Annotated in this window: 25 protein-coding genes, 2 tRNA genes and 1 riboswitch; of the genes, 13 read left to right on the top strand and 14 right to left on the bottom strand. The window is 66.3% G+C overall.

Annotation, left to right across the window (positions count from 1 at the left end):
- The first annotated feature begins 11 nt into the window (after positions 1-11).
- Positions 12-722 carry a hydrogen peroxide-dependent heme synthase gene (hemQ, locus tag ACZ50J_RS09240; protein ID WP_464300980.1) on the top strand — a complete coding sequence of 237 codons (711 nt, stop codon included), beginning with the start codon at positions 12-14 and terminating at the stop codon, positions 720-722.
- 220 nt (positions 723-942) lie between these two features.
- On the opposite strand, the gene ACZ50J_RS09245 is transcribed toward hemQ, so the two are convergent.
- The 3 genes from ACZ50J_RS09245 to ACZ50J_RS09255 all read right to left on the bottom strand — a co-directional run bounded on the left by ACZ50J_RS09245 (position 943) and on the right by ACZ50J_RS09255 (position 5,458).
- On the bottom strand, positions 943-2,376 hold the full coding sequence (locus ACZ50J_RS09245; RefSeq protein ID WP_464300981.1) for an amino acid permease: 1,434 nt from the start codon (positions 2,374-2,376) through the stop codon (positions 943-945).
- An 87-nt stretch (positions 2,377-2,463) separates the two neighbouring features.
- Positions 2,464-2,889, bottom strand: a complete 426-nt coding sequence (gene msrB, locus ACZ50J_RS09250; protein ID WP_464300982.1) for a peptide-methionine (R)-S-oxide reductase MsrB — start codon at positions 2,887-2,889, stop codon at positions 2,464-2,466.
- A gap of 166 nt (positions 2,890-3,055) precedes the next feature.
- Positions 3,056-5,458 carry a lamin tail domain-containing protein gene (locus tag ACZ50J_RS09255; RefSeq protein WP_464300983.1) on the bottom strand — a complete coding sequence of 801 codons (2,403 nt, stop codon included), beginning with the start codon at positions 5,456-5,458 and terminating at the stop codon, positions 3,056-3,058.
- Positions 5,459-5,647: 189 nt separating this feature from the next.
- Here ACZ50J_RS09255 and ACZ50J_RS09260 point away from each other — a divergent pair, with 189 nt between their 5' ends.
- Both ACZ50J_RS09260 and ACZ50J_RS09265 read left to right on the top strand, forming a co-directional pair.
- Positions 5,648-6,142, top strand: a complete 495-nt coding sequence (locus tag ACZ50J_RS09260; protein WP_464300984.1) for a YxiG-like protein — start codon at positions 5,648-5,650, stop codon at positions 6,140-6,142.
- Between the two features lie 9 nt (positions 6,143-6,151).
- The gene (locus ACZ50J_RS09265; RefSeq protein WP_464300985.1) at positions 6,152-7,228 is read left to right on the top strand and encodes a DNA polymerase domain-containing protein; all 1,077 of its coding nucleotides are present in this window, start codon (positions 6,152-6,154) and stop codon (positions 7,226-7,228) included.
- Here the strand turns inward: ACZ50J_RS09265 and sfnG are convergent, their stop codons facing one another.
- From sfnG to ACZ50J_RS09280, 3 genes are all read right to left on the bottom strand, one after another.
- Positions 7,229-8,308, bottom strand: a complete 1,080-nt coding sequence (sfnG, locus tag ACZ50J_RS09270) for a dimethylsulfone monooxygenase SfnG (RefSeq protein WP_464300986.1) — start codon at positions 8,306-8,308, stop codon at positions 7,229-7,231.
- Positions 8,305-8,814, bottom strand: a complete 510-nt coding sequence (locus tag ACZ50J_RS09275) for a flavin reductase family protein (protein WP_464300987.1) — start codon at positions 8,812-8,814, stop codon at positions 8,305-8,307. The genes sfnG and ACZ50J_RS09275 overlap by 4 nt, the downstream gene beginning before the upstream one ends.
- Before the next feature lie 6 nt (positions 8,815-8,820).
- A riboswitch (SAM riboswitch) is annotated at positions 8,821-8,910 on the bottom strand.
- 66 nt (positions 8,911-8,976) lie between these two features.
- A complete protein-coding gene (locus ACZ50J_RS09280; protein WP_464300988.1) occupies positions 8,977-10,038 on the bottom strand; it encodes an ATP-dependent DNA ligase in 1,062 nt (353 codons plus the stop codon).
- A 36-nt stretch (positions 10,039-10,074) separates the two neighbouring features.
- Between ACZ50J_RS09280 and ACZ50J_RS09285 the strand changes: the two genes are divergently transcribed.
- Both ACZ50J_RS09285 and ACZ50J_RS09290 read left to right on the top strand, forming a co-directional pair.
- A complete protein-coding gene (locus ACZ50J_RS09285; RefSeq protein ID WP_464300989.1) occupies positions 10,075-11,226 on the top strand; it encodes an alpha/beta hydrolase family protein in 1,152 nt (383 codons plus the stop codon).
- A gap of 70 nt (positions 11,227-11,296) precedes the next feature.
- Positions 11,297-12,181, top strand: coding sequence for a polyphosphate kinase 2 family protein (locus ACZ50J_RS09290; protein ID WP_464300990.1), 885 nt, complete (start codon positions 11,297-11,299; stop codon positions 12,179-12,181).
- A 21-nt stretch (positions 12,182-12,202) separates the two neighbouring features.
- Here ACZ50J_RS09290 and glgX read toward each other — a convergent pair whose 3' ends face one another.
- On the bottom strand, positions 12,203-14,320 hold the full coding sequence (gene glgX, locus ACZ50J_RS09295) for a glycogen debranching protein GlgX (protein WP_464300991.1): 2,118 nt from the start codon (positions 14,318-14,320) through the stop codon (positions 12,203-12,205).
- Positions 14,321-14,456: 136 nt separating this feature from the next.
- Here glgX and ACZ50J_RS09300 point away from each other — a divergent pair, with 136 nt between their 5' ends.
- The 8 genes from ACZ50J_RS09300 to ACZ50J_RS09335 all read left to right on the top strand — a co-directional run bounded on the left by ACZ50J_RS09300 (position 14,457) and on the right by ACZ50J_RS09335 (position 20,034).
- Entirely contained in the window at positions 14,457-15,515 is a 1,059-nt protein-coding gene (locus ACZ50J_RS09300; RefSeq protein ID WP_464300992.1) for a YihY/virulence factor BrkB family protein, read from the top strand.
- Positions 15,516-15,557: 42 nt separating this feature from the next.
- Positions 15,558-15,630, top strand: a tRNA-Gly gene (locus ACZ50J_RS09305).
- A 51-nt stretch (positions 15,631-15,681) separates the two neighbouring features.
- Positions 15,682-15,752 (top strand) — tRNA-Cys (locus tag ACZ50J_RS09310).
- 106 nt (positions 15,753-15,858) lie between these two features.
- The gene (locus tag ACZ50J_RS09315; RefSeq protein ID WP_464300993.1) at positions 15,859-16,977 is read left to right on the top strand and encodes a tyrosine-type recombinase/integrase; all 1,119 of its coding nucleotides are present in this window, start codon (positions 15,859-15,861) and stop codon (positions 16,975-16,977) included.
- A gap of 31 nt (positions 16,978-17,008) precedes the next feature.
- The gene (locus ACZ50J_RS09320; RefSeq protein WP_464300994.1) at positions 17,009-17,479 is read left to right on the top strand and encodes a hypothetical protein; all 471 of its coding nucleotides are present in this window, start codon (positions 17,009-17,011) and stop codon (positions 17,477-17,479) included.
- 371 nt (positions 17,480-17,850) lie between these two features.
- Positions 17,851-19,458 carry a TROVE domain-containing protein gene (locus ACZ50J_RS09325; protein ID WP_464300995.1) on the top strand — a complete coding sequence of 536 codons (1,608 nt, stop codon included), beginning with the start codon at positions 17,851-17,853 and terminating at the stop codon, positions 19,456-19,458.
- Positions 19,448-19,663, top strand: coding sequence for a hypothetical protein (locus ACZ50J_RS09330; RefSeq protein WP_464300996.1), 216 nt, complete (start codon positions 19,448-19,450; stop codon positions 19,661-19,663). Before ACZ50J_RS09325 ends, ACZ50J_RS09330 begins: the two co-directional genes overlap by 11 nt.
- Entirely contained in the window at positions 19,660-20,034 is a 375-nt protein-coding gene (locus ACZ50J_RS09335; RefSeq protein ID WP_464300997.1) for a DUF6221 family protein, read from the top strand. Before ACZ50J_RS09330 ends, ACZ50J_RS09335 begins: the two co-directional genes overlap by 4 nt.
- A 182-nt stretch (positions 20,035-20,216) precedes the next feature.
- Here ACZ50J_RS09335 and ACZ50J_RS09340 read toward each other — a convergent pair whose 3' ends face one another.
- The 7 genes from ACZ50J_RS09340 to ACZ50J_RS09370 all read right to left on the bottom strand — a co-directional run bounded on the left by ACZ50J_RS09340 (position 20,217) and on the right by ACZ50J_RS09370 (position 24,024).
- Positions 20,217-20,501: a hypothetical protein gene (locus ACZ50J_RS09340; protein WP_464300998.1), complete on the bottom strand. Its 285-nt coding sequence runs from the start codon at positions 20,499-20,501 to the stop codon at positions 20,217-20,219.
- Between the two features lie 81 nt (positions 20,502-20,582).
- A complete protein-coding gene (locus ACZ50J_RS09345; protein WP_464300999.1) occupies positions 20,583-20,852 on the bottom strand; it encodes a holin in 270 nt (89 codons plus the stop codon).
- On the bottom strand, positions 20,849-21,952 hold the full coding sequence (locus tag ACZ50J_RS09350; protein ID WP_464301000.1) for a peptidoglycan-binding protein: 1,104 nt from the start codon (positions 21,950-21,952) through the stop codon (positions 20,849-20,851). The genes ACZ50J_RS09345 and ACZ50J_RS09350 overlap by 4 nt, the downstream gene beginning before the upstream one ends.
- A 67-nt stretch (positions 21,953-22,019) precedes the next feature.
- Complete coding sequence (locus ACZ50J_RS09355; protein WP_464301001.1) at positions 22,020-23,072, bottom strand: hypothetical protein; 1,053 nt, start codon at positions 23,070-23,072, stop codon at positions 22,020-22,022.
- The gene (locus tag ACZ50J_RS09360) at positions 23,062-23,328 is read right to left on the bottom strand and encodes a hypothetical protein (RefSeq protein ID WP_464301002.1); all 267 of its coding nucleotides are present in this window, start codon (positions 23,326-23,328) and stop codon (positions 23,062-23,064) included. The genes ACZ50J_RS09355 and ACZ50J_RS09360 overlap by 11 nt, the downstream gene beginning before the upstream one ends.
- 4 nt (positions 23,329-23,332) lie before the next feature.
- Positions 23,333-23,755: a hypothetical protein gene (locus ACZ50J_RS09365; protein ID WP_464301003.1), complete on the bottom strand. Its 423-nt coding sequence runs from the start codon at positions 23,753-23,755 to the stop codon at positions 23,333-23,335.
- Between the two features lie 2 nt (positions 23,756-23,757).
- Positions 23,758-24,024 (bottom strand): hypothetical protein, encoded by a 267-nt coding sequence (locus ACZ50J_RS09370; protein WP_464301004.1) that lies wholly within the window; start codon positions 24,022-24,024, stop codon positions 23,758-23,760.
- Positions 24,025-24,034 lie beyond the last annotated feature (10 nt).

Here is a 24,034-nt window from a genome sequence, read left to right on the forward strand (position 1 = left end):
ACAATGGTCGTATGAGTGACGAACGGTTGCGACCCGGTGCCAAGGCGATCAACGAGATCAACGACACCATCCGCTACACGATGTACTCCTCGTTCAAGGCGAGTCGTGCCCTGCCGCACAACCGCGACGAGGCGATCGCGGACGTGGAGCGCTTCTTCAAGGAGCTCGAGTCGCAGGACGTCATCGTGCGTGGCACCTACGACGTCGGCGGCCTGCGAGCCGACGCCGACCTGATGATCTGGTGGCACAGTGCCGACATCGAGCCGCTGCAGGACGCCTACTACCGCTTCCAGACGACCGAGCTCGGCCGCAGCTTCGACCCGGTGTGGTCCAGCGTCGCGGTGCACCGCCCGGCGGAGTTCAACAAGTCGCACGTGCCGGACTTCCTGGTCGACCCGGAGCCCAAGAAGTACGTCTGTGTCTATCCGTTCGTGCGCTCGTACGAGTGGTACCTGCTGCCGGACGCCGAGCGCCGCACCATGCTCAAGGACCATGGCCTCGCGGCACGGGACTACCCGGACGTGCGTGCCAACACGGTGCCGGCGTTCGCGCTCGGCGACTACGAGTGGATCCTGGCCTTCGAGGCGAACGAGTTGCATCGGATCGTCGATCTGATGCGTGACCTGCGCGCCACCGAGGCACGCCGGCACACACGTGTCGAGATCCCGTTCTTCACCGGCCCGCTCACCCCGATCGGCGACATCGCCCGCCGCCTGCGGTAAGTCCCTCCATCGCGAGTGACGGCTTCCTCGGCGAGCGACGGCGAGATCTGACCGTCACTCGGCGAAGAAGCCGTCAATCGGTGATCGGGGGCAGCGGCGCATCGGCCGGCTGAACGACAAGCGGACTGCCGACGCAGCGACGACCAGGGCACGGAGCCCCGGGGAAGGAACGAAGTGACGCCCCGGGCTCCGTGCCGTGCGAGGAGCGAAGTCAGAAAACTCAGCCGTCGTTGGTCTGGACGGCTTCGCCCTGGCCGACCTTGCTGTGCTTGTAGCCGTATGCCGCGTAGACGATCGCGCCGAGGACGAACCAGACCGCGAAGCGGATCCAGGTGGCTTCCTGCAGCTTGGTCACGAGCCAGATCGAGAACGCGATGCCGATGATCGGGGTGACCGGCATGAACGGTGTCTTGAAGGTTCGGGGCAGTTCCGGGGATCGGTAGCGCAGGACGATCACCGCGGCGGACACGACGATGAAGGCCAGCAGGATGCCGATGTTGGTGAGCTCGGCCGCATCACCGATTTGCACGAAGCCGGCGATGGCAGCTGCGACAACACCGATGATCCAGGTCGGGCGGTAGGGCGACTGGTGCTTGTTGGTCTTGGCGAACCACTCGGGGAGCAGTCCGTCGCGGCTGATCGCGAACCAGACACGGGAGGCGCCGAGGGTGAAGGAGTAGAGCACGGTGATGATGCCGACGATCGCGCCGACCGCGACGATCTTCGCGAAGAAGGTCAGCCCCTCACCGTTGAACGCCTCGGCGAATGCCGCACTCGGAGCAAGGTGTCGGTAGTCGACCATGCCGGTCAGCACGGTGGCGGCCAGCAGGTAGAGCACCATCGCGATGGCCAACGACAGGATGATCGCCTTGGGCAGGTTGCGCTCGGCGTCCTTGGCTTCCTCGGCCGCGGTGCTCATCGCGTCATACCCGAAGACCGCGAAGAAGACCGTCGCCGCACCGGTGGCGACACCGGACCAGCCGAACGGCATGTAGGGCGTGAGGTTGTCGGACTTCACATAGAACACGCCGACCACAATGACCGCGAGGACGATGGCGATCTTGACGAACACCAGCCAGGTCTCGATCTTCGCGCTGGTCTTCATACCGAGGTTGAGCAACCAGGCGACACCGAGGCAGAGCAGCACGGCGAACAGGTCGACGTGGTGCCCGTGGCCGGTGCCGGGAGCGCCCAACATCCAGGCAGGCAGATGGATGCCGATCGCGGAGAGCAGGAAGCTGAAGTACTGCGAGACACCGATCGCGACCACCGCGACGATGGCGGTGTATTCCAGCAACAGGTCCCAGCCGATGAACCAGCCGACCGCCTCGCCCAGCACGGCATACCCATAGGTGTATGCCGAGCCGGCTCGCGGGATCAGGCCACCGAACTCGGCATAGGAGAGCGCAGCACACGCGCTCGCGATGCCGGCGATGATGAACGACAGCGACACGGCCGGTCCGGCGTCGTCCTTGGCGACGGTTCCGGCGAGCGCGAAGATGCCGGCGCCGATGATCGCGCCGAGGCCGATGGCGGTCAGCTGCCACAGGCCGACCGTGCGCTCGAGGGTGCTGTCCTTCTCGGCGGCCTCGATGGGTTTGCGTCGAAAGATCCCGGTTGTCTTCGGGATCGCGGTCGGTCGGTCCGTCGCCATGGCTCTCCTCCTGTGCGGAACCGGCCAAGCGTGGCACCGGATCCGGTCACTGTCGAGGAGGCGCGGCGACGGACCCGGGGTTACCGGTCAGTCGGCGTCGCTGCCGGGCGCGAGCTTCAAGGACACCGAGTTGATGCAGTAACGCTGGTCGGTCGGGGTGGGGTAGCCCTCGCCCTCGAAGACGTGCCCGAGGTGGGATCCGCAACTGGCGCAACGGACTTCGGTGCGCGTCATACCCATGGAGGTGTCGGTGATCAACTCCACGTTGTCGTCCGCCGACGGTGCGTAGAACGACGGCCAGCCGCAGTGGCTGTGGAATTTCGTGGTGCTGCGGAAGAGTTCCTCACCGCACGCCCGACACGAGTAGACGCCCTCGGTCTCGGTGTCGGTGTATTCGCCGGTGAAGGGTCGCTCGGTGCCCGCCTGACGGAGGACGGCGTATTCGGCCGGTGACAGCTCGGCGCGCCACTCCTCGTCGCTCTTGGTCACCTTGTATGTCGACTGGTCGCTCACGAGGGTCGTCCTTTCGGTCACGGAGAGGTTCCGTCATACCGCACAACAACGCGGCCTCTCGGGACGTTCCCGACCCAAGCTGATCGAGTAGCGACCGAGGAACGAGGGAGCGTATCGAGATCGGTGATCTCGATACGCTCCTTCGTCGCTACTCGATCCGCAGAGGTCAGTGGACCTGCAGCTTCACGATCTGCGGGTCGTGGTCGGAGTCCTGGTCGTAGAACTGGGAATTGGTGTGCACGACCTGGTAGTCGTACTTCTTCGCCAGCGCCGGGCTGACCAGCAGCTGGTCGAGGACCTGGCTGTTGCCCTGGTAGTCGTAGCTGTAGCGCTGGTTCGCCGGCAACGTGTCGATCAGGTCGGTCATCTTCGTCTTGCCGGAGCCCTTGACGATGTTGGCCGTCTCGCTGAAATTGAAGTCGTTCAGGTCGCCGAGGACGATCACGTTGGCCTGCTTGTTCGCCTTCAGCAGGTCGTCCACGAAGCCGCGCACGGCGGTCGCCTGCGCGTGCCGCTGGACCTCCGAGGAACGCTCCGGCTGCTGGTAACGACCCATCAGACCGTCGTCGCCGCCCTTGGACGCGAAGTGGTTCGCGACTACGAAGAGCGGCTTGCCCCACCAGAGGAACTCACCGACGAGCGGCTTGCGCGAGTCGTCCCATGCGCTGTTCGTCGGGTCGATGCGGCCCGGCGAGTAGTTGATCGACGCCCACGGGCCCTTGCCGGTGACCGCGACCGAATTGGTCGAGGTGCCACCGGGCTTCGACACGAACGTCATACCGCGGTCGCTGCGGTAGAGGAACACCGAGCGGATGTTGCCGCCGGGCTGTCCGCCGTCCTTGTCGTTGACCGGGTTGATCCATTCCGCCTTGTATGACGGGCCGCCCGCGGCCTTGATGGCCGCGATCAACTTGTCGGTCGTCTGCGTGGAGTCGACGGTGCCGTCGTCCGTGGCGCCAGAGTTGTCCTGGATCTCTTCGATCGCAAGGACATCCGGCGATGCGAGGTTCGTCGTGATCTGCCCGGCGAGCCGGTCGAACTTCGTCTGCGGGTCGGACGGGGCGAGGTTCTCCACGTTGAACGTCGCCACCGCTGCCTGCTGTTTCTTCGGCGCGGTGGTGACATCCCGCTTGGTGCCGCCGTTCTGACGCCGACCGGCCTGCGTGGCCATCAGGTAGTAGTTGCCGAAGTTGTAGTCGAGCACGCCGGCGGTGACGCCGCGGTAGGTGTCGCCGGTGTTCGCCGGTGCGATGGATCCCTTGGGCAGCAACGCATCGGACAGGATCAGCCGCATCGCGTTGGGGGTGTCGTAGTCGCGGTAGAGCACGCCGCCGTCGGGCGTCCAGGTGACGTCCTTGGTGTTCGCGGGGACGATCGGGGTCTCGCCGTACGCCGTCGCGGTGGGGCCGACGACCTTGGCGTCGGTCTCCTGGATCCGCATGCCCTCCATCGACTCCCAGAAGTCGAGTGCGTTCGTCGCCGGGTCGAGCGTCAGCCCGGCCGTCTCGACGTTGCCGGGGTCACCCTGCTCGACGACCTGCGCGGGCGGGACGTGGCCCTTCGAGCCGATCTCGATCGGTGCCGGCAGCGCATTGCCGGAGCTGTCGACCTGGATGTTCGGGCTGCCGAGCTCGGTGGTCGTCAGGTTGCCGTTGCTCACTCCGCCGGGGCGGTACTCGCTGACCTTTCCGGCGACCGTGACGTCGTCGCCGACCTTCACCATTCCCGCACCGCCGAAGACGTAGAGGCCCTCGCTGGTGCGTGGGTCGTCATCCGGCGTCGTCGACTGGATCCAGAAGCCCGCACTGCCGTTGAGCGCCGTCACGACACCCTTGACGTCCTTGACCTGCTGTCCGACGAGTGGGGACTGGAAGCTGGTGCCCTGGATCTGTTCGATCGTCGAGGAGGTGCCGGTCGGAGGCGGCGGCGTGTTGCCGTCGGTGCCGCAGACGCCTGCCGGTGCTGTCGAGTTGAGCGGGTTCGGGTCGGCCGACACGAAGTCCTTGGCGTTGCTGTCGGTGTCCACACAGCCCTTGGTCCGGCTGTCCGCGGTGGTATTCAACATCCCGGGGGCGTTCGAGCCCTCGACATACGAGGAGGTGACGGCGCCGTACCCGATCGTGTCGACGGTCGCACCCGCGTTCTTCAACACCACGCTTCCGGACGTGCCGGACATGTTGAGGGAGCCCGTGGCGTCCGGCGTGGGAAGCGCCGGGGCCGAGCCGGATCCGGCGGCCTCCTGGACGAGGAAGTGCCCACCCGGGGCGACGGACCCGGACAACGAGGTGGTGCCGCCACTGCTGCCGGCGGCGGAGTAATAGGTGAGCGTCCAACCGCTGAGGTCGATGGCCGCCGAGCCGCCGTTGTAGAGCTCGATGTAGTCGTTCTTCAGTGGTGCTCCGCTGTTACCGCCCCCGCCGTAGACGGCGGAGATGACCACCGAGTTCGAGGCGGCGTGTGCCGGGGCGGCCGGCAGGCAGGTGGAGCCGCCGACGGCGAGTGCCGCCGAGGCCAGCAGCGTGACGAGGCGCACGCGAGTGACGCGTGGTCGCATGGAGGAACGTGGCATGGAAACCTTCCAGGGGGATGTGCTGAGCGGCGTGATCGCGCCGCGTGTTCTACGGACTGTAGGACCCGGCGCGACCCTCGGGGGCGTTCAGCGGTGACGACCTGCTGAACAGGTGGCCAAATGTCCGAAAAACCCGCTGTGGCCGGTGTCCTACGCTCGTCGGATTCAGGATCCGACGAAGAGGCCCCCGTGACAGTTCACCAGACACCGCAGTCCATCGCCGCCGCCCTCGAGGAGGTCTTCGACATGGGAGTGCAGTTCCATGGATTCACCCGCTACCTGCGTGATTACGACGTCGTCCTGGAGGCCACGGCGGACCCGCGCGCCGGTATACCGACGCAGTACCTTCGCTACCGGTTTCGCCATTGTGTGCACGCAGCGGTCACGACCAGCGTCGGCTGGGACGTATGGCGACGTTCGCTGGACGACCGGCTGCTTGACGACCGCAGCAGTGCCGACCTGGACGGCTACGTGTGGGGAGTGGAGTGGCAGGAGAACTATCCCGGAATGAAACTCGTCCACGAGTCGCCCGCGGCGTCCGAGTGGAGTGAGCGCATCGGTATACCCATGTTCGAGATGCACGCGGAACTCAACGCCCACGAGATCCGCCTCGTGTTCTCCGGCCTGGAGGTTCGTGAGCTGGAGTCCGGTTGGACGCCCTACAGCGTGGGTGACGCACCGTAGATTGAACCCATGGCCAAGACTCCCGCCGCCCTTGTCCTGGTAGGGGATCGCGAGGTGCGCGTCTCCAGCCCCGACCGGGTGATCTACGAAGCCACCGACCGGACTCCGGAGATCAGCAAACAGCAGGTGTGCGAGTTCTTCGCAACGGTCGGTGACGCGCTGATGCGTGCGGTGGGGCAGCGGCCGACGGCGATGGAGCGCTGGCCGAGCGGCTACCGCGAGGGCATGCGCCTGTCCACGGGGTATGGCGACGACGGTGACGGCTTCTACCAGAAGCGACTCCCGCGTGGCGCTCCGGAATATGTCGAGACGGTCGGCGTGACGTTCCCCAGCGGGCGCACGGCACAGGAGCTGTGCCCGACCGAGCCGGCAGCGCTGGTGTGGGCTGCGCACATGGGCACGCTCACCTTCCACCCATGGCCGGTGCGGCGCCCGGACGTGGATCACCCGGACGAATTGCGGATCGATCTCGACCCGCAGCCGGGCACGACCTTCGCCGACACTCTGCGGGTGGCCGGTGTCGCACGCGAGCTGCTCGAGGAACTCGGGATGCGCGGATATCCCAAGACCAGCGGAAACCGCGGCATACACATTTACCTACGCATTCAGCCGAAGTGGACCTTCGAGGAATTGCGCCACGCCGCAATCGGATTCGGCCGTGAGCTGGAACGCCGAGACGACGGCGTCACCACCAGCTGGTGGAAGGAGGAGCGCGGCGAACGCATCTTCGTCGACTTCAACCAGAACAACCGTGACCGCACCATCGCCAGCGCCTGGAGCCTGCGCGCCAGGCCCGGCGCACCGGTCAGCACACCGATGACCTGGAGCCAACTTGCCGAGGTCTCCGACCCACGGGATTTCAACCTGGTGACCGTCCCCGACTTCCTGGCCGACGGCGACGCCTGGGCGGACATGGACGACACCGCGCACTCGCTCGAGCCGTTGCTGCACCTGTGGGAGACGCTGCCCGGTGGCGAACTGAACTTCCCGCCCGACTATCCGAAGATGCCCGGTGAGCCGCCCCGCGTGCAGCCCAGTAAGAAGGTCGCCGAGCACTGGGACGCCGACGGCAACCGCGTGGAGTGATTACGCCGACTTGCGTTCTGCTTCCTTGGCTTCCAGTTCGCGCACCAGCGGGATGACCTGGGTGCCGAACCGCTCGATGTCCTCACGCACGTGCAGGAAGCCGGCGAGGATCAGATCGACGCCGACCTTCTTGTAGTCGACGATGCGCTGTGCGACCTGCTCGGGCGTGCCGATGAGTCCGGTCTTGAAGCCGTCGTTGTACTGCACCAGATCCTTGAAATCCGAGCCGGCCCACATGCCCTTGCCGTCCCGCGTGGCGGAGCCGGCGGTCTGCACGGCCTCCCCGAAGTCACGGACCTTGTCCTCGTCGGCGTTGTCGATGATCTCCTGGACGACGCGGCGGGCCTCTTCCTCGGTGTCGCGCACGACCACGAAGCCGTTCAGTCCGAAGCCGGGTCGCCGGCCGTGCTCACGCCCGTAGGACTCGACTTCCTCGACCTGCTCGGCGATCGCGTCGAGGGAGCCGCCGTTCATGAAGTACCAGTCGGACAGTCGCCCGCCCATCTTCCGTGCGCTCGTGGAGTTGCCGCCCTGGAAGACCTCCGGGGGAGTGCCGGGCTGCGGGCGGAATGTCAGGTCGCGCGTCCGGTAGAAGTCGCCGCGGTAGGTGAACTCGTCCGTGGTCCACGCACCCTTCAGCACCTCGATGAACTCCTCGGAGCGACGGTAGCGCTCCTCGTGATCGAGCCAGAGCTCACCGAGATTGGTGAATTCCTTCTTGAACCAGCCGGACACCACGTTCAGTGCGAAACGGTCATTGCTCCAATCCTGTGCCGTTGCAGCAAGTTTCGCGAGCACGGCTGGCTGCCAGAAGCCGGGGTGCACGGCGGCGATCACCTTCAGCCGCTGCGTGTGTGCCAGCAGCAACTGAGAGAACGACGTCGACTCGTGTTGCGCGTCGGCGCCATACGAAGCGAGGTAGCGGACCTGGGTCAGCGCGTAGGCGAAGCCGAAGCGCTCGGCCGCCTGCGCGGCATCGATGTTGTATGCCGGGCTGTGGTCCGTGCGTTGCGGCACCTTGCTCACCACCAGACCGCCCGACACGTTCGGGACCCAGTACGCAAACTTCAGTTCGGTCATGCCGACTCCTCCTGGAGAACGAGAGTAGGTGTGGGGTTCAGAGTGCGGTAGGAGCCCTGATGATGAACCAGCGGATCGCCTTGTCCTTGTTGCTGATTCGTCACGCGGGCGGTCACCAGGAGGCTGTCGCCGGCATCGACCGTCGCCGCGATGTCGGCGGTCAGACGCGCGCTGAACTCGGTCAGCGACGGCAGGCCGTCCTCGTGCCAGTGCCAGTCGCCGAGGAATCGTGACGTGCGATCACCGGCGAAACGCCGCGCGATGTCGTCCTGGTGGGACGCCAGCAGGTGCAGTGACACCCGCCCGGTCGCCTCGATCGCCGACCGACTCGACGATGACTTGCTCAGATTGAACGACACCAACGGTGGTGCGACGGAGACGGAAACAACTGAGATTGCGGTGAATCCGACCGGCCGACCGCCGTCGGCGGCACAGATCACCCACGTGCTCGATACCGCTTCGCGGAATGCGACCCGCAGGTCGGGGTCGGCAGAATGCCCGGTCATCATGCGCCTCCATCGTTTCTGGCGTGAGCACCTGCCCCGCGGGGGTGGTTGCTGCGGCGTCGTCGAGCCAGATCTCTCGGCCGCTCTGGATGGGTATAACGTGACGTTACCGTAACCATCACACAACGAAGCAACGCGGGTCCGCGCAGTGAGACGTCCGAGTCAGTCGGTGGTGGTCAGCACATCGTTCAGGTCGTAGGCAGGGGCGCGATCGACCTGGGACATCAGGCACGACTCCGGATCCCGGTCCGGTCGCCACCGCAGGAAGCCCACACCGTGCCGAAAGCGCTGTCCCTCCAACTGATCGAACTTCACCTCGACCACCCGCTCCGGTCGCAGCCGCACGAAGGAAACGTCCTTGTTGCCGCTGAACCGGGACCGGTCCGTCTCACCGCGCACCGCGTCACCCTCGTCGTCGCGGACCACCAGCGGCGCGAGTTCGTCGATCAACTCCACCCGCCGCGTGGCCGTGAAAGACACGATGCCGCCGACATTGCGCAGGTTGCCGTGGTCGTCATACAGGCCGAGCAACAGGGAGCCGACTCCGTTGCCGCTCTTGTGGATCCGGTAACCGAGCAGCACTGCGTCGGCGGTCCGTGAATGCTTGATCTTGAGCATGCTGCGCTTACCCGGCTGGTATGGCGACAGCTTCGCCTTAGCGACCACGCCGTCGAGGCCGGCACCCTCGAAACGGTTGAACCAGTCCTGCGCGACCTCCGGATCATCGGTGACCCGTGTCAGGTGGAACGGTGTCCCGACCGAACTCAACGCCGCTTCGAGTGCCGCTCGCCGCTGCGCGAATCCTTGATCGAGCAGCGACTCACCGTCGACGACGAGTGCGTCGAAGAAGATGATCTCCGCCGGTGTCTCCTCGGCGAGCTTGCGGACGCGTGACTCCGCAGGATGAATGCGTTGACTCAGCGCTTCGAAATTGAGCCGTGCCGAACCCTTTTCGCCGGCACGCACCACGACCTCACCGTCCAGCGCGCACTTGTCCGGCAATTGTGCGCGGACCGCCTCCACCAGCTCCGGGAAGTACCGCGTGAGCGGCTTGGAGCCGCGCGAGGCCAACTCGACGTCATCGCCGTCCTTCAACACGATGCACCGGAAGCCGTCCCATTTCGGCTCGTAGAGCATGCCGCCGTCGACGCTGTCCGCAGCCGGAACGGAAGCGGTCGCCTTGGCAAGCATGGGGGTGATCGGGAGCTCGAGCGGCAGGTCCATCCGGCCATTGTGCCTCCCACCTGCGACGATGGAGCAGTGACGAAGGATGTGCTTCGCCGGGCGATCGCGCCGGCCGCGGGTGTGACAACCGGTGTGAGTGCTGCCGTCGGCGGCGGGACGATCGGCGTGTCCACCTACTTCGTGCGGCAGGTCCTCAAGCCGGTGCTGCCGATCGACGACGTTCCGGTGTACGAGGTCGGCCCGGATCACGTGGTGGTCGCCGCCACGGAGGAGTCCCTGGCGCCCGGCCGATATGGCATGTGGCAGAACGAATTCCGGACGCACATACGCCTCGGAGACGTCCTGGACACCAATGCGGGTCGAGTCACGCGTGCACTGGACGGGGTCGACTTCGGTGCGCTGGAGCCCGGCAGGGCCCGATTCAACGGGTATTACTTCTGCGGCCCGCCGGCGACGTCGCTCCCGGTGCCGCTGCAGGACGTCGAGATCGACGCACCCGCCGGTCCGATGCCGGCCTGGCTCGACCGGGTGCCGGGGAGCGACCGGTGGGCGGTCCTGGTCCATGGTCGTGGCGCGCAGCGCGGCGAAGCCCTGCGTGCGGTGCCGATCCTGCACGAGCTGGGCATCAGCAGCGTCATACCGACCTATCGCAACGACATCGGTGCGCCGTCGTCGCCCGATCGGCGCTATCACCTCGGGCTGACCGAGTGGGCCGACATCGAGGCAGCCGTGCTGTATGCCGCCTCGCACGGCGCCCGCGAGATCCAACTCTTCGGCTGGTCGATGGGCGCCGCGGTCGTGTTGCAGCTCATGGATCGGTCCTGGTTGTCCGAGCTCGTCAGCCGGATCGTGCTCGACTCGCCGGTGGTCAGTTGGCAGCCGGTCCTCGACTTCCACGCGGGGGCGAACCGACTGCCCAAACTGATCTCCCGCATCGGCGGGGGGCTGCTGCGTGGTCCACTGCGACGACAGATGGCCGGACTCGACGAGCCGGTCGACCTGCGACTGACCGACTGGATCCGGCGGGCGGACGAGCTCATGGTCCCGATGCTCGTGATCCATTCCGCCGTCGACGAATTCGTGCCGTATGCGCCGGCGGCGGCGCTGGCGGCGGCGCGTCCGGACCTGGTGCAACTGGAGACGTGGGACGTGGCGCGACACTGCCGCGCATGGAACGTCGACCCCGATCGCTGGGAGCGGTTGGTCGCCGCGTTCTGCGCGGTGTGAACCCTCGGGACGTCGCCCGGCCGGGGCTCGATCTCATCGACGTGATCTGCCGGACGTGCGACGATGTGGCATGGCCAAGAAGAAGTCGAAAAAGTCGAAGAAGGACACCAAGGCAGCCTCGGCCCGGTCGATGAGCGACGCATTGCGGGTCACCTCCGGATTCCGGCTCGCGGACCTGGATCCCGCTGCAAAAACTGGCTTCTCGGGCAAGAAGAAGGACGCCGAGAAGGTCGTCGCCTCGATGCGCGACGAGATCGACGACCTGCAGGAACGGCTCTACGCCGGTGGCCGGGACGGCGACGGACCGGCGATCCTGCTGGTGGTGCAGGGCATGGACACCGCCGGCAAGGGCGGCATCATGCGGCACGTCGTCGGCAGCGTCGATCCCCAGGGTGTGCAGTTGCACGCCTTCAAGGCGCCGAACGCGGAGGAGCGACGGCATCCGTTCCTCTGGCGGATCCGTCGTGCGCTGCCCGCGCCCGGATACATCGGGGTCTTCGACCGGTCCCACTACGAGGACGTGCTCATCGTCCGCGTCCACGACCTCGTCGCGCCGTCGACGTGGGGACGGCGGTACGCACAGATCAACAAGTTCGAGCGCTCGGCCAACGAGAACGGGATCCACCTGATCAAGGTGATGTTGCACGTCTCCGAGGACGAGCAGAAGGCGCGGCTCGCCGAACGACTCGACCGCCCGGACAAGTACTGGAAGTTCAACCCCGGCGACATTGACGAGCGTGAGTTCTGGGATGCCTACCAGGAGGCCTACCAGGCCGTGCTCGACAGGACGTCGACCGACGAAAACCCTTGGTATGTCGTGCCGGCCGACCGCAAGTGGTACGCCCGCCTCGCAGTACAACAGCTGCTGCTGGACAAGCTGCGCGAGCTCGACCTCGGCTGGCCGGACGCCGAATTCGACGTGGCCGAGCAGAAGAAGCGCCTGGCAGCGACCTGACCACTGCTGGGCGGTTGGCGCTCAGTCGGTCAGCGGTGCACGCAGCACCAGCATCGACCGGCTGGGCACCTCGATCGCGCTGCCCGCCTCGTAGGCCTGTCCATCCGATGCCGCTGTAGCCGCCGTGTTGAGAGCGACCTGCCAGCTGCCGTCATACAGGTCGGCCGGGACGGTGAACTCGACCGGCTCGTAGTGTCCGTTGAAGAGCAGCAGGAAGTGGTCGTCGAGGACCTCTCGGCCACGCTCGTCCGGGGCGCTGATCGCCTGACCGTTCAGGAACACCATGAGCGTTCGGGCATAGCCGTTGCGCCAGTCGAGTTCGTTCATCTCGGCGCCGCTGGGGGAGTACCAGCCGATGTCGCCCTGATCGCTCGCGCCGCCGTGGTGGGCATCGCCGTCGAAGAACCGGCGGCGCCGGAAGGTCGGGTGGTCGGCGCGCAGCGCGATGACGCTGCGCGTGAAGTCGAGCAGTGACTGCTCGGCGTCGTCCAATTCCCAATCCAGCCAGGCGATCTCGTTGTCCTGGCAGTAAACATTGTTGTTGCCGCTCTGGGTGCGTCCCACTTCGTCGCCGTGCGACAACATCGGAACGCCCTGGCTGAGCAACAGGGTCGCGATGAAGTTCCGCTGCTGTCGCAGCCGCAACTCGTTGATCCCGGCGTCGTCGGTCGGGCCTTCGACCCCGCAGTTCCAGGAGCGGTTGTGGCTCTCGCCGTCGTTGTTGTCCTCGCCGTTCGCCTCGTTGTGCTTGTCGTTGTACGACACGAGGTCGCGCAGGGTGAAGCCGTCGTGGGCCGTGACGAAGTTGACGGACGCGATCGGCCGGCGACCGGAATGTGCATAGAGGTCGCTGGATCCGCTGAGGCGAGAAGCGAACTCACCGAGAGCAGACGCCTCGCCCCGCCAGAAATCACGCACCGAGTCGCGGTACTTGCCGTTCCATTCGGTCCACAACGGTGGGAAGTTGCCCACCTGGTAGCCGCCGTCGCCGAGGTCCCACGGCTCGGCGATCAGCTTCACCTGCGAGATCACCGGGTCCTGCTGGATGATGTCGAAGAAGGCCGACAGCTTGTCGACCTCGTGGAACTGCCGCGCCAGCGTCGCGGCCAGGTCGAAGCGGAAGCCGTCGACGTGCATCTCCTCGACCCAGTAGCGCAGCGAGTCCATGATCAGCTGCAGCACGTGCGGGCTGCGCATCAACAGGCTGTTCCCGGTGCCGGTCGTGTCGTAGTAGTGGGACTTGTCGTCGTCGACCAGCCGGTAGTACGCGGTGTTGTCGATCCCGCGGAAGGCGATGGTCGGGCCGAGCTCGCTGCCCTCCGCCGTGTGGTTGTAGACGACATCGAGGATCACCTCGATGTCGGCCTCGTGCAGCGCCCGCACCATGGCCTTGAACTCGGTGACCTGCTGCCCGTCGGTCCCTGACCCGGCGTACTCGTTGTGCGGGGCGAGGAAGCCGATGGTGTTGTAACCCCAGTAGTTCCGCAGGCCCTTGTCGATCAGGCTGCTGTCCTGCACGAACTGGTGCACCGGCAGCAACTCGACCGCCGTCACGCCGAGGCTGGTGAGGTGATCGATGATCGCCGGGTGGCCGAGCGCGGCATACGTGCCGCGGATCTCCTCGGGGACGTCCGGGTGGGTCATCGTCAGGCCCTTGACGTGCGTCTCGTAGATGACGCTCTCGTGGTACTCGTGGCGCGGCGGCCGGTCGTGGCCCCAGTCGAAGAACGGGTTGACGACCACCGAGAGCATGGTGTGGCCCAGCGAGTCGTCCTCGTTGTACGCGTCCGGGTCCTCGAAGCGGTAGCTGAAGAGCGACTCGTCACCGTCGAGCTGCCCGTCGAACGCCTTGGCGTAGGGATCCAGCAGCAGCTTGGCCGGGTTGCACCGCTGGCCTTCGGCAGGATTGTGCGGACCGTGCACGCGGTAGCCGTACCGCTGTCCGTCCTGTATGCCGGGCAGGTACCCGTGCCACACATGTCCGTCGACCTCGCCGAGCGGAACCCGTGTCTCCTCACCGGTCTCGCTGACCAGGCAGAGCTCGACACCGTCCGCGATCTCGGAGAAGAGGGCGAAGTTGACGCCGGCGCCGTCATACGTCGCGCCGAGGGGGTAGGGCTTGCCCGGCCAAATTTCCATAAAGGGCATTGTGGTCCACGGGATTCCGGTCCGACGCAGCTACCTTGGGTCAAGTGATCGGTGAGACCGTACGGCGTGGGACGTGCCGATGGGTGTGAAGGCCACTCTTCGACGCGAACTGTCCCGGGTGCCAGGCATGTTGGCCCTGGCGCGACTCGCTGCAGGGACCTTCCGGGTGTGCATGAAGCATCGGGTCACCGGCCTGGCGGCCGAGGCGGGCTTCTTCGCGTTGTTGTCGCTGCCGCCGCTGATCTTCGGACTGCTGGGCGCCGTGGGCTATCTCGGACACTGGCTCGGGCCGGACATCGTCGGACAGGTCACCGCGAACATCGAGCACTACGCGTCGGGTTTCCTGACCGAGCAGAGCCTGCGCGACGTGATCATGCCCACCGTCAACTCGGCGCTGAGCGCCGGACGACCGGACGTGGTGTCGGTGGGCTTCCTGCTCTCCCTGTGGTCCGGTTCGCGGGCGCTCAACGTGATGCTCGACACCGTCTCGATCATGTACGACCACGGCGGGCACCGCGGGATCGTGAAGGCCCGGCTACTCAGCCTGTCGCTCTACTTCGCCGGTCTGGTGTTCGGAGCGATCGTCGTCCCGCTGATCGTCATCGGACCCGATCTGTTGAGCTCGTGGCTGCCGCCCGGTCTGCGCTTCCTGATGGTCTTCTACTGGCCCCTCGTCGGCGGCCTGACCATCCTCACGCTGGCCACCTTCTTCCACATCGCGACGCCCGGTCGCCTGCCCTGGCTGCGGCACCTGCCCGGGGGCGTGCTGACACTCGCCATCTGGGTGATCGCCTCGATGATGCTGCGCTGGTTCCTCGGCCGGTCGGTCGGTGACCACAGCGCGAGCATCTACGGACCGCTCGCTGCGGCCATCGTGGTGATGACCTGGCTGTACTTCCTCGGCATCGCCGTCCTGATCGGCGCAGCGCTGAATTCGGCGTCCGTGCGGCTCTGGCAGGCGCCGGAACGCACGCCGGTCCGCGAGCGTGCGATCGAGTGGCTCGGCGACGGTGTGACCAAGCTCCGGGAGCAGGCCGTCGAGCCCGAAACGGGCAAGCTGAAGCTGCCGGTGAACCGGCTCGACCTGGTCGAACGACGACGGGCTCGCGCCATACCTGCTCCGGAGGCGGGGGACGACGCCACGACGGAGCCGCCCCGTTTGGATTCCCGTCGCGCAATCGGCTAATGTTTCGGCGCGTGCACGACGCGGTTTCGCGTCGGGTAGCAGGCGGACATAGCTCAGTTGGTAGAGCGCAACCTTGCCAAGGTTGAGGTCGCCGGTTCGAGCCCGGTTGTCCGCTCTGGTACATGTTCCCCGGGCCTCTTCGGAGGCTCGGGGATCATGACCACGCGGTGGAGTGGCCGAGAGGCGAGGCAACGGCCTGCAAAGCCGTCTACACGGGTTCAAATCCCGTCTCCACCTCCGCTCTGACCTGCATGTTTACCCGGTTCGATCCCCACTAGGGGACAACCAGGGGATACTGGGCAGGTCAGCCCCGCGGAGCGGACGGGGGTAGGAGGTCCGCCAGATGGCGAGTATCGAAGCGAAAGTCAGTCGCGGACGGCCAGTGTGGAAGGTCGTCGTCTGGCACGAGAAGAAGCGCATCAGCCGCACATTCACGGTCGAGCAGGACGCCATCGACTGGCGAAAGCTCGCCGAGGTCAGCCTGACCATGGCGCTCGCCGAGCTCGAAGAAGCCGCCAAGGGCGTCCGAACCGTCCCCGAGCAGGTCGCCCACCACATCGACCACCTCACCGGTGTCACCCAGGGGACACGGTCGGCATACCGGAAGCTCGCGAAGAACCGCATCGACGACTGGTTCGCGCACATCAGCATCACCGCGCTCGACCGCGACACCGTCTCCGCATGGGTCAACGACCTCGAGGAGTCCGGGCTGTCGCCGAAGTCGATCCGCAACGTCCACGCGCTGCTGTCGGCGTCACTCGCGTCCGCGGTCCGATCCGATCTCCTGCCTGGCAACGTCGCGAAGGGTGTGCGCCTGCCACGAGCAGCCAGCCAGACGCGCGCCTGCTTCCTGACCCGCGAGCAATTCGCGATCGCATACAACGCCGTCTCCGAGCGATACCGACCGCTCGTGCTCCTGCTGGTCGGAACCGGTATGCGCTTCGGCGAGGCGACCGCTCTGCAGGCCGGAGACATCAACCTCGACGCCCACGAGATCCTCATCCGCCGAGCGTGGAAGCACGGGGAGAAATCCGGCCGGGTCATCGGCTTGCCGAAGACGTCGAAGTCGCTGCGCACGGTCGCAGCGCCGACGCAGGTGATCGACGAACTTCGCGCGCTCGTCAAGGGAAAGGCCATGACCGACCTGGTCTTCACCACCACGTACGGCGGCCCGATCCGTTCGAGCGTGTGGGCAGGGATCTGGAAGCCGGCCGCAGACGCCGTCGAGAAGGCGGCCGGGATCCGTCCTCGCACTCACGATCTGCGGCATACCTTCGCGTCGTGGGCGATCCAGTCGGGGATTCCGCTGCCGGTGTTGCAGCGTCAGCTGGGTCACGAGTCGATCACGACGACCGTGGACACCTACGGGCATCTGGCACGCTCAGACTTCGATGCTCTCGCCGCGTCGACCGCCACGTTCCTGCCTGCGCCTGCAAGGGAGCTCGCCGGTCCGGCCGAGTGACGCGTCACCGACACCAGGGGAAGGAACCATCATGCGCCACGCTCTCGCCGTCGCGTGCCTCGCGGCCACCGCGCTCGGGCTTGTCGGCTGTTCGTCATCGGGGTCGTCGAGCGGCAGCTCGGGCTCCGATAAGCCGACGACGTTCACAACAGGTGACCCAGCGGCTGCAGCACCGTCTGAGGCATCGAGTGCCACCGACGGCATCGGCAGCACACGTGCAGACGGCGTGAAGTGGGCCGTCTCGTATCTGGACTCCCACTGCGAGACCTCTGCGAAGTGCGGTCAGGCGTCGTTGCACGCCCAATCGCAGTTGGAGAAGAAGTACGGGAAGAAGGCTGGCGGGGACATCTTCGAGGAGGCTCTTCCGAAGGTGTCGATGAACTCGAAGCTGAATCTAGTTGGGGCAATGCAAGATGCCAGCGACGCGTTGGCAGAGTGTGAAAAGAAGCACCCGGACGTGATGTCGAAGGCCTACAACGACTGCGTCGACAAGATCCCGTGACGCCGATTCGCCTCTCCCCGTTGATGTTTCACGGTTTCACGGCCTCGATTTATTTGGTGGTGTCGTGTTGCTGTAACGCGTTACAGTCGTTACTCCAACTGAACAGCAGGAAGTCGAGGCGGGCCGGAGACGGTCGGTTACCACTGTTAATGGAGATGTTGTCGGTTCGAGTCCGGCCGCCGTGCGCGAGCACGGTGTAGCTCAACTGGCAGAGCACTTACCCCGGCGGTCATCACACGACCGCCTCGACCTTCTACTGCCACCGCACGAGGGTGGCGGGCCGGAGACAGTCGGTTACCTTCTTGCGGATAGATCCCGGTTGTCACACAACACGCCCGCCACCCTCGTGCTCGTTCATGAAGGGGACAACCATGTCCGACATCCTCACCAGCTTCGGCACCCGACGCACTCCGCAGTCACGCAAGGCCGACCCTCGCCAGGTCACCAACTCGGCAGGCGGCCACGTCTTCCAGATCACCGACGAACAGCGCGTACGTCGGTTCCTCACTCTCGGCTCCGACGGCGGCACCTACTACGTCGGCCCTTCCGACCTGACCCGCGACAACGCCGAGGCGGTCGTGCGTATGGCGGAGAACGACCACCGGACCCTCGTCGACGCCATCGTCGACGTCTCCACCCGCGGTGCGGCACCGCGACAGAACCCGGCACTGTTCGCCCTCGCGATCGCCGCAGCGACCGGCGGAGCCGACGAGCGCAGCTACGCACTGTCAGCCCTGTCGAAGGTCGCCCGCACCGGCACCCACCTCTTCCTGTTCGCGAAGTACGTCGAGCAGTTCCGTGGCTGGGGCCGCAGCCTGCGCGGATCCGTCGCCGACTGGTACGTCACCAAGGACCCGGGCTCAGTCGCCTACCAGGCAGTGAAGTACCGGCAGCGCGAAGGATGGTCGCACCGTGACGTGCTTCGCCTGTCGCACCCGGTGACCGCTGACCCGGAGACCCGGGCGGTCTTCGACTGGATCGTCGGCGGCTCGGTCGGGGATCACACACCTGCGCTGATCGGAGGGTTCCTCGCGGCCCAGGAGGACGGCGCCGACGTTCCGGCACTTGTGCGCGAGCACGGCCTGTCGTGGGAGATGCTCCCGGACGCCGCGCTCGGTGAGCGTGCGACGTGGGATGCGCTGCTCGACACCGGTATCCCTCAGACCGCGCTCATGCGGCAGCTGCCGCGGCTCACCAAGCTCGGCATGCTGACCGGCCGCGGGTCGCGCGTCGACGAGGTCGCCGCACGTCTGCAGGACGCTGAGCGGCTCCGGAAGGCGCGCGTGCACCCGGTCAACGTGCTCGTCGCCCAACGCACCTACGCGTCCGGGCAGTCCGCCCGCGGCGAGTCGTCCTGGACCCCGACGCGGAAGATCGTCGACGCACTGGACGCCGCGTTCTACAACGCGTTCGGCGCGGTCCGGCCGGCCGGGAAGCGGACCCTGCTCGCGCTCGACGTGTCCGGTTCGATGACCTCACCGATCAGCAACATGCCACTGACCTGCCGTGAGGCATCGGCGGCCCTGGCGCTCGTGACAATGGCGACCGAGCCTGACTGTGAAGTGGTCGGTTTCACTCGTGCCGGTCGCGGCGGCTGGGATTGGCGGGCAAACCCTGGGCTGACCCCGCTGTCCATCAGCCCGCGGCAGCGGCTCGACGACGCGATCCGCACTATCAGCGATCTGCCCTTCGGGGGCACCGACTGCGCGCTGCCGATGACGTGGGCTGCCAAGCAAGGCGAGGAGTTCGACTCGTTCGTCATCTTCACAGACAACGAGACCTGGGCGGGAGACGTCCACCCGCACCAGGCCATCCGGTCCTACCGGGAGAAGACTGGCATCCCGGCCACGGTCGCGGTCGTCGGTATGACGGCGACGGACTTCTCGATCGCGGACCCGTCCGACCCGGGCATGCTCGACATTGCCGGGTTCGACTCGGCTGTCCCGAACCTGCTGGCGGACTTCGCTCGTGGTTTCTGACGCTCGCGCCCAGCAAGCCCGGGAGCATCACCGGGCGGCGCTGTCTGCACTGGACAGTGCCGCCCGGCACCGCGAGCAACGCGACGAGCTCGTGCGGCAGCTACGGCGCGACGACCCGGCACGATGGACATACCCCGCGCTGGCGAAAGCTGTCGGGTGCTCGCCAGAGCTGATCGCGGTCATCGTGAAGAAGGAGCAGCCGTGACGATCACCGAGTTCCTGCTGGCCCGCATCGCCGAAGAGGACGCATTGGCACGCGCCGCAGACGGGTCTCGCTGGCGCGGCGAGGACAAGGGCATCACGTTCGACGTCTACAGCGACAAGTTCGACGACGGCGAAGCGATGGCGAGGCTGGAAGCCGACACCCGTGCCAACCAGGATCACATCATCAACTGGTCACCCCCGCGCGTGCTGGCCGAGTGTGCAGCCAAGCGGACCATCGTGGAGGACTTCCGAGACCTTCCGCCGATACCCGAAAGTGTTGGGCAAATGGAGGCGGGCGAATGGGTATGCCGAGAGCTCGCCGCCGTGTACGCCGATCACGAAGACTTCGACCAGAGTTGGCTCGTGACCTGAACCAGCTGTCTGTGGTCGCGGTCAGACTCGCTGGATGACAACAGACGAGATCATCGCCTACCAGGCCGCCGTACGCGTAGTCGCATCCGCTGCAGCAGAGAAGGTGCGCCGACATAGGGGAACCCCGCGGGAGATCGCGGAGGAGTACAACCGCATCGAAGTGTTCTGCGGGCGACCGGAACCTAGAATTCGCCGAGCGTCTTGACCTGCTTCTTGAGCTCGACGATCTCGTCGAGAGCGTCACGAAGTGCAGCACCGAGCGCGAGCGTCACATCCGTCAGAGCGCCGACGGCGTCGGGGACTTTGATACTGATGGCGACGTCCGGGACCTCTTCGCCGCGCTCTACTGCACCGGAGATGTCTTGTCGCTTCGATTCATCGATGCCCATCCTGGTCATGAGTTTGTCGAGCGCGTCAGTGACTTGGGTTCGTGTGTTATCGATATCGACCATGAGGTACTGAAGCACAGGACTCGGTTTGAACGCACGAAGGCGCCCCACCTGGCCACGGCCAGGTGGGGCGCCTTCGTTGCGCGGTGACGTGTTAGGTCACAGCGGTGGTGCAGGGGTGACCTTCGGTGCGTCGACTGCCTCGTTGGCGACCGACGGGCCGGGGTCGCTGCCGACACCGGACGATGCGATCGATGTCAGGACGGACAGGATGCCCGCGCCGATGCTGACAGAGCCGACGGTCGCCCAGTCGACGTGCACGACGTCGATCGCGCCGGCGCCGAGGGTGGCGACCGCGGTCTGTGCGACGGTCTTGACGGCGCGTTTGCCGGCTGCCTGCCAGAACGCCTTGCTGGTGATGCTGCTCATATCTTGAGTCCGTTCTTCCTGAGGGCAGCCCATGTCTTCGGGCCGATGACACCGTCAGCGGTCAGGCCGGACCGCTTCTGGAATTCCTTGACGACCGCGACGGTGCCGTCGCCGAACCTGCCGTCCGCACCACCGGAGGTCTTGATGGGGACGGCGTATGCGGAGAACTGCTTCAGCAAGAACCCCTGCACCGTCTTTACCTGGGCGCCGGTGGAGCCCTTCTTGAGCGTCGGCAACGGTGCGGGCTTCGGCGGGGTCGCCGTGCCGAGCTTCTTGACGACGGCCGCCGCTGTCTTCGGGCCGAGGTCGCCGTCGACTTCCGAACCGGTCATGCCTGCCCACTTCTGCAGGGCACGGATGGTGTCGGGTCCGATGACCCCGTCGACGTGGACGCCGAGGAACTTCTGAGTGGCGTTCAGGGTGTTGATGCCGACGATGCCGTCGGCGGTGGTGCCGATCTTCTTCTGCCACAGCTTCATCTGCGCGGCGGTGAACCAGTGCGCGAGGTCGGCGGTGTAGTCCACGACGACGGGGGCGCCGCCGGTGAGGAGCTTGGAGCCGATCGCGCGGCAGACGTTCCACCGGTTGGTGCGGTCGGCGAGCCCGTTGGTGCCGCCATTGACGGCGAGGGTCGCGCCGCGGATGTCACCACGGTCGGCGTAACTGTTCATGTTGCGGGCGACGGTCCAGTACCAAACGGGGCCGAGCCATACGTATTGAGCCAGGCTCAGCTGGGTCGGGTTGTCCACGAAGTACGTCGCGGTCGGCACGTACCCCTTGGAGTGCGCCCACTTCGACAGGCTGGTGTAGTTGGTGCGGCCGGTGATCTGGATCGGCCCGCGGCCCTTGAACCGCACGCCGTCGCCGGGGTGGGTGTTGCCGAGATCCTTGCGGCCCTCGTACTCGGCGCCCGATGCGAGTTCTTCCATCCATTGCAGGCCGCCGGATTCGGTGCCGACCTGGGCGCAGAACATCGCGGCCCGGTTGACGGTGGTGCAGTTGGCGCGCTGCAGCGCCTGGGTGATGCCAGGTGCCAACGCGTTGTATCGGCTGAGGCTGAGGCGCCCCAGCATGGCGCGGGAGAGTGTTGCTCCATCCATGGTGATTCCTTTCGTGGCATGCGAAAGCCCCGGCCGGATCGGCTCGGGGCTGGTGGTGCGTGACGGGTTACGGGGCGGTCGACGTCGGGTCGGGTGACGTCGGCGGGTCTGTAGGCGGCGTGGTCGCCTTGGTGCAGGCGGCGTCTGACTTGATGTCGTCGCCGTTGGAGAGTTCGAACACGAGGACTCCGTCGGTGCAGGACGAGCCGGTGATGGTCGGTGCGTTCTTCCCGTCGCTGCCGTCTTTCCCGGGCGGGCCGGTCACGGACTGGCCCGGGTCACCTTTCGGACCGGCAGGCCCAGTCACGGAGTCGCCCTTCGGGCCAGGGGGGAGCTGACCTGCGTCGGTCACGTTGCCGTTCGAGAGGGTGACGAGCAGATGGTACGAGGCAGACACGCTGACTCCGACGACGCTGACACCCGGATCACCGTTCTTGCCGTCACTGCCGGCGGGACCGACGACTTTGCCGGCGTCAGTGGTCTTGCCGTCTGTGTAGGTGACGATCAGGTGCCCGGCGGCGTTCGGGAGTGCGGAGACGATCCCGACGCCGTTCGTACCGGCCTTGCCGGTGGCGTCCTTGCCGGGTTGGCCCGCCTCGCCGGTCTTGCCAGTGGTCGCCTTTCCCGCAGGCCCTGTCGATCCCGACTTGCCAACGACCGTGCCGAGGTTCGCCGACGTGCCGTCGTTGTACGACACGACGAGCGACTGGTTGACGATCGCGACCGACGACACACGCCGCGGCGGCTTCGACGTCTTCGCGGCCGGTGTCGACTTCACAGCGTTCGCCTGCTGGCAGACGCCGAGCTTCGTCAACGCATCATGGGCCGACCCTGAGGCTTTGCACGCCGCCTGGACCTGCGACGCGAGATCGTTCGCCTGCTTCGCCGCGGCCGTCGCAGTCGACTGCGCCGCCTGCGCTTGCGCCTGGTTGTGGTCGGCGGAGTCGGCGGCGCGTTGCCCGATCCAACCCGACAGGGCGATCGCGATCACGGCGAACGCGACGGTCGCGAGGAACCATTTCAGCGGTATGCCGTGCGACTCTTCGTCGTGGTCCTCGGGTGCACCTGCTGCGATCCGGTCGGGGACTTCCGCGGGATCGATGTCGTCGTCAGGCTTCATCGTCGTCTTCGTCCTCTTCATCGGTGCGGATCAGGCGCCGGAGCCGCGCCGGGTATACGGGCAGGGTGACGCCGTTCTCGGAGGCGTGCATGCGTGCCCGGTGCGCCCATCCGGCGAACAATTCGAGGCCCTCACGGGTGCGACGGAGTTCGCGGCGTGTGGTGCGAGCACGTTTGTTGAGGTATGACGCGACGGTGCCGATACCTGCGGCGACTGCGACCAAAGCGGATGCGACAACTCCGGGGTCAAGTTCCACACGCCTAGTCCTCCGGGTTGTCGTCCCAGACGGCTGCAGCCCAGAAGGCGACGCCGGCGAGGATGAGGGTCAGTGTTGGTCCGAGCAGGCTGACGGGTGGCTGCCGTGTGGCGGCCCAGACGAACGTCATCCCGCCCCAAGCGAGATACACCCCGGCGGACAGGTGGCAGGCCTGGTCCGACCAGCGCTTCGGGCCGATGCCAGTGACAGAGGCGACGATCCCGGCAGCCGCGATGATGTGCAGCGGCACCCACAGAGGCGCCCCGTCGGCGAGTGCGAGGAACCCGTCGAGGTGGTGCCGGCCGCCGGTCACGTATGGCGCGGTCCGTCCGATCAGGGCGAGGACGACGATCGCGGCGTGCCCGACAGCGAGCAGGACCGCGAGCTCGGGCAGGTGCGGGTGCCCGCGCCGACGAACGTCAACCATGATCAGGCCTGCGTGCTGGTGCCGGCGGGAAGCGCCGCGTCAACCGCGGCGTGCAACGGTGCCAGGTCGGTGCTTTCGCCTCCGAGCTGCCGGAAGTAGACGTAGTTCTTGGCGGCCTGGGTGATGGTGTCGGGAGCCATCTCGATGTTGTTCCGGCGGTTGTATTCGTCTGACATTGCTTGGAAATACGTCTTGAAGTCATCCGTCGGCATCCCCTGGGGATTCGGGTAGTCGTTCGGGATGGTCTGGAGCTGCTGGGTATCGGGCATCAGGGTCTCC

The sequence above is a fragment of the Flexivirga sp. G2 genome (assembly GCF_055397625.1).

What these genes read in the sequence shown, in the direction of transcription:
- hemQ (WP_464300980.1), top strand. Translation starts at nt 12, where the DNA reads ATGAGTGACGAACGGTTGCGACCCGGTGCCAAGGCGATCAACGAGATC.
- ACZ50J_RS09245 (WP_464300981.1), bottom strand. Translation starts at nt 2,376, where the DNA reads ATGGCGACGGACCGACCGACCGCGATCCCGAAGACAACCGGGATCTTT.
- ACZ50J_RS09255 (WP_464300983.1), bottom strand. Translation starts at nt 5,458, where the DNA reads ATGCCACGTTCCTCCATGCGACCACGCGTCACTCGCGTGCGCCTCGTC.
- ACZ50J_RS09265 (WP_464300985.1), top strand. Translation starts at nt 6,152, where the DNA reads ATGGCCAAGACTCCCGCCGCCCTTGTCCTGGTAGGGGATCGCGAGGTG.
- sfnG (WP_464300986.1), bottom strand. Translation starts at nt 8,308, where the DNA reads ATGACCGAACTGAAGTTTGCGTACTGGGTCCCGAACGTGTCGGGCGGT.
- ACZ50J_RS09275 (WP_464300987.1), bottom strand. Translation starts at nt 8,814, where the DNA reads ATGACCGGGCATTCTGCCGACCCCGACCTGCGGGTCGCATTCCGCGAA.
- ACZ50J_RS09280 (WP_464300988.1), bottom strand. Translation starts at nt 10,038, where the DNA reads ATGGACCTGCCGCTCGAGCTCCCGATCACCCCCATGCTTGCCAAGGCG.
- ACZ50J_RS09290 (WP_464300990.1), top strand. Translation starts at nt 11,297, where the DNA reads ATGGCCAAGAAGAAGTCGAAAAAGTCGAAGAAGGACACCAAGGCAGCC.
- glgX (WP_464300991.1), bottom strand. Translation starts at nt 14,320, where the DNA reads ATGGAAATTTGGCCGGGCAAGCCCTACCCCCTCGGCGCGACGTATGAC.
- ACZ50J_RS09300 (WP_464300992.1), top strand. Translation starts at nt 14,457, where the DNA reads ATGTTGGCCCTGGCGCGACTCGCTGCAGGGACCTTCCGGGTGTGCATG.
- ACZ50J_RS09315 (WP_464300993.1), top strand. Translation starts at nt 15,859, where the DNA reads ATGGCGAGTATCGAAGCGAAAGTCAGTCGCGGACGGCCAGTGTGGAAG.
- ACZ50J_RS09320 (WP_464300994.1), top strand. Translation starts at nt 17,009, where the DNA reads ATGCGCCACGCTCTCGCCGTCGCGTGCCTCGCGGCCACCGCGCTCGGG.
- ACZ50J_RS09325 (WP_464300995.1), top strand. Translation starts at nt 17,851, where the DNA reads ATGTCCGACATCCTCACCAGCTTCGGCACCCGACGCACTCCGCAGTCA.
- ACZ50J_RS09345 (WP_464300999.1), bottom strand. Translation starts at nt 20,852, where the DNA reads ATGAGCAGCATCACCAGCAAGGCGTTCTGGCAGGCAGCCGGCAAACGC.
- ACZ50J_RS09350 (WP_464301000.1), bottom strand. Translation starts at nt 21,952, where the DNA reads ATGGATGGAGCAACACTCTCCCGCGCCATGCTGGGGCGCCTCAGCCTC.
- ACZ50J_RS09355 (WP_464301001.1), bottom strand. Translation starts at nt 23,072, where the DNA reads ATGAAGCCTGACGACGACATCGATCCCGCGGAAGTCCCCGACCGGATC.
- ACZ50J_RS09365 (WP_464301003.1), bottom strand. Translation starts at nt 23,755, where the DNA reads ATGGTTGACGTTCGTCGGCGCGGGCACCCGCACCTGCCCGAGCTCGCG.
- ACZ50J_RS09370 (WP_464301004.1), bottom strand. Translation starts at nt 24,024, where the DNA reads ATGCCCGATACCCAGCAGCTCCAGACCATCCCGAACGACTACCCGAAT.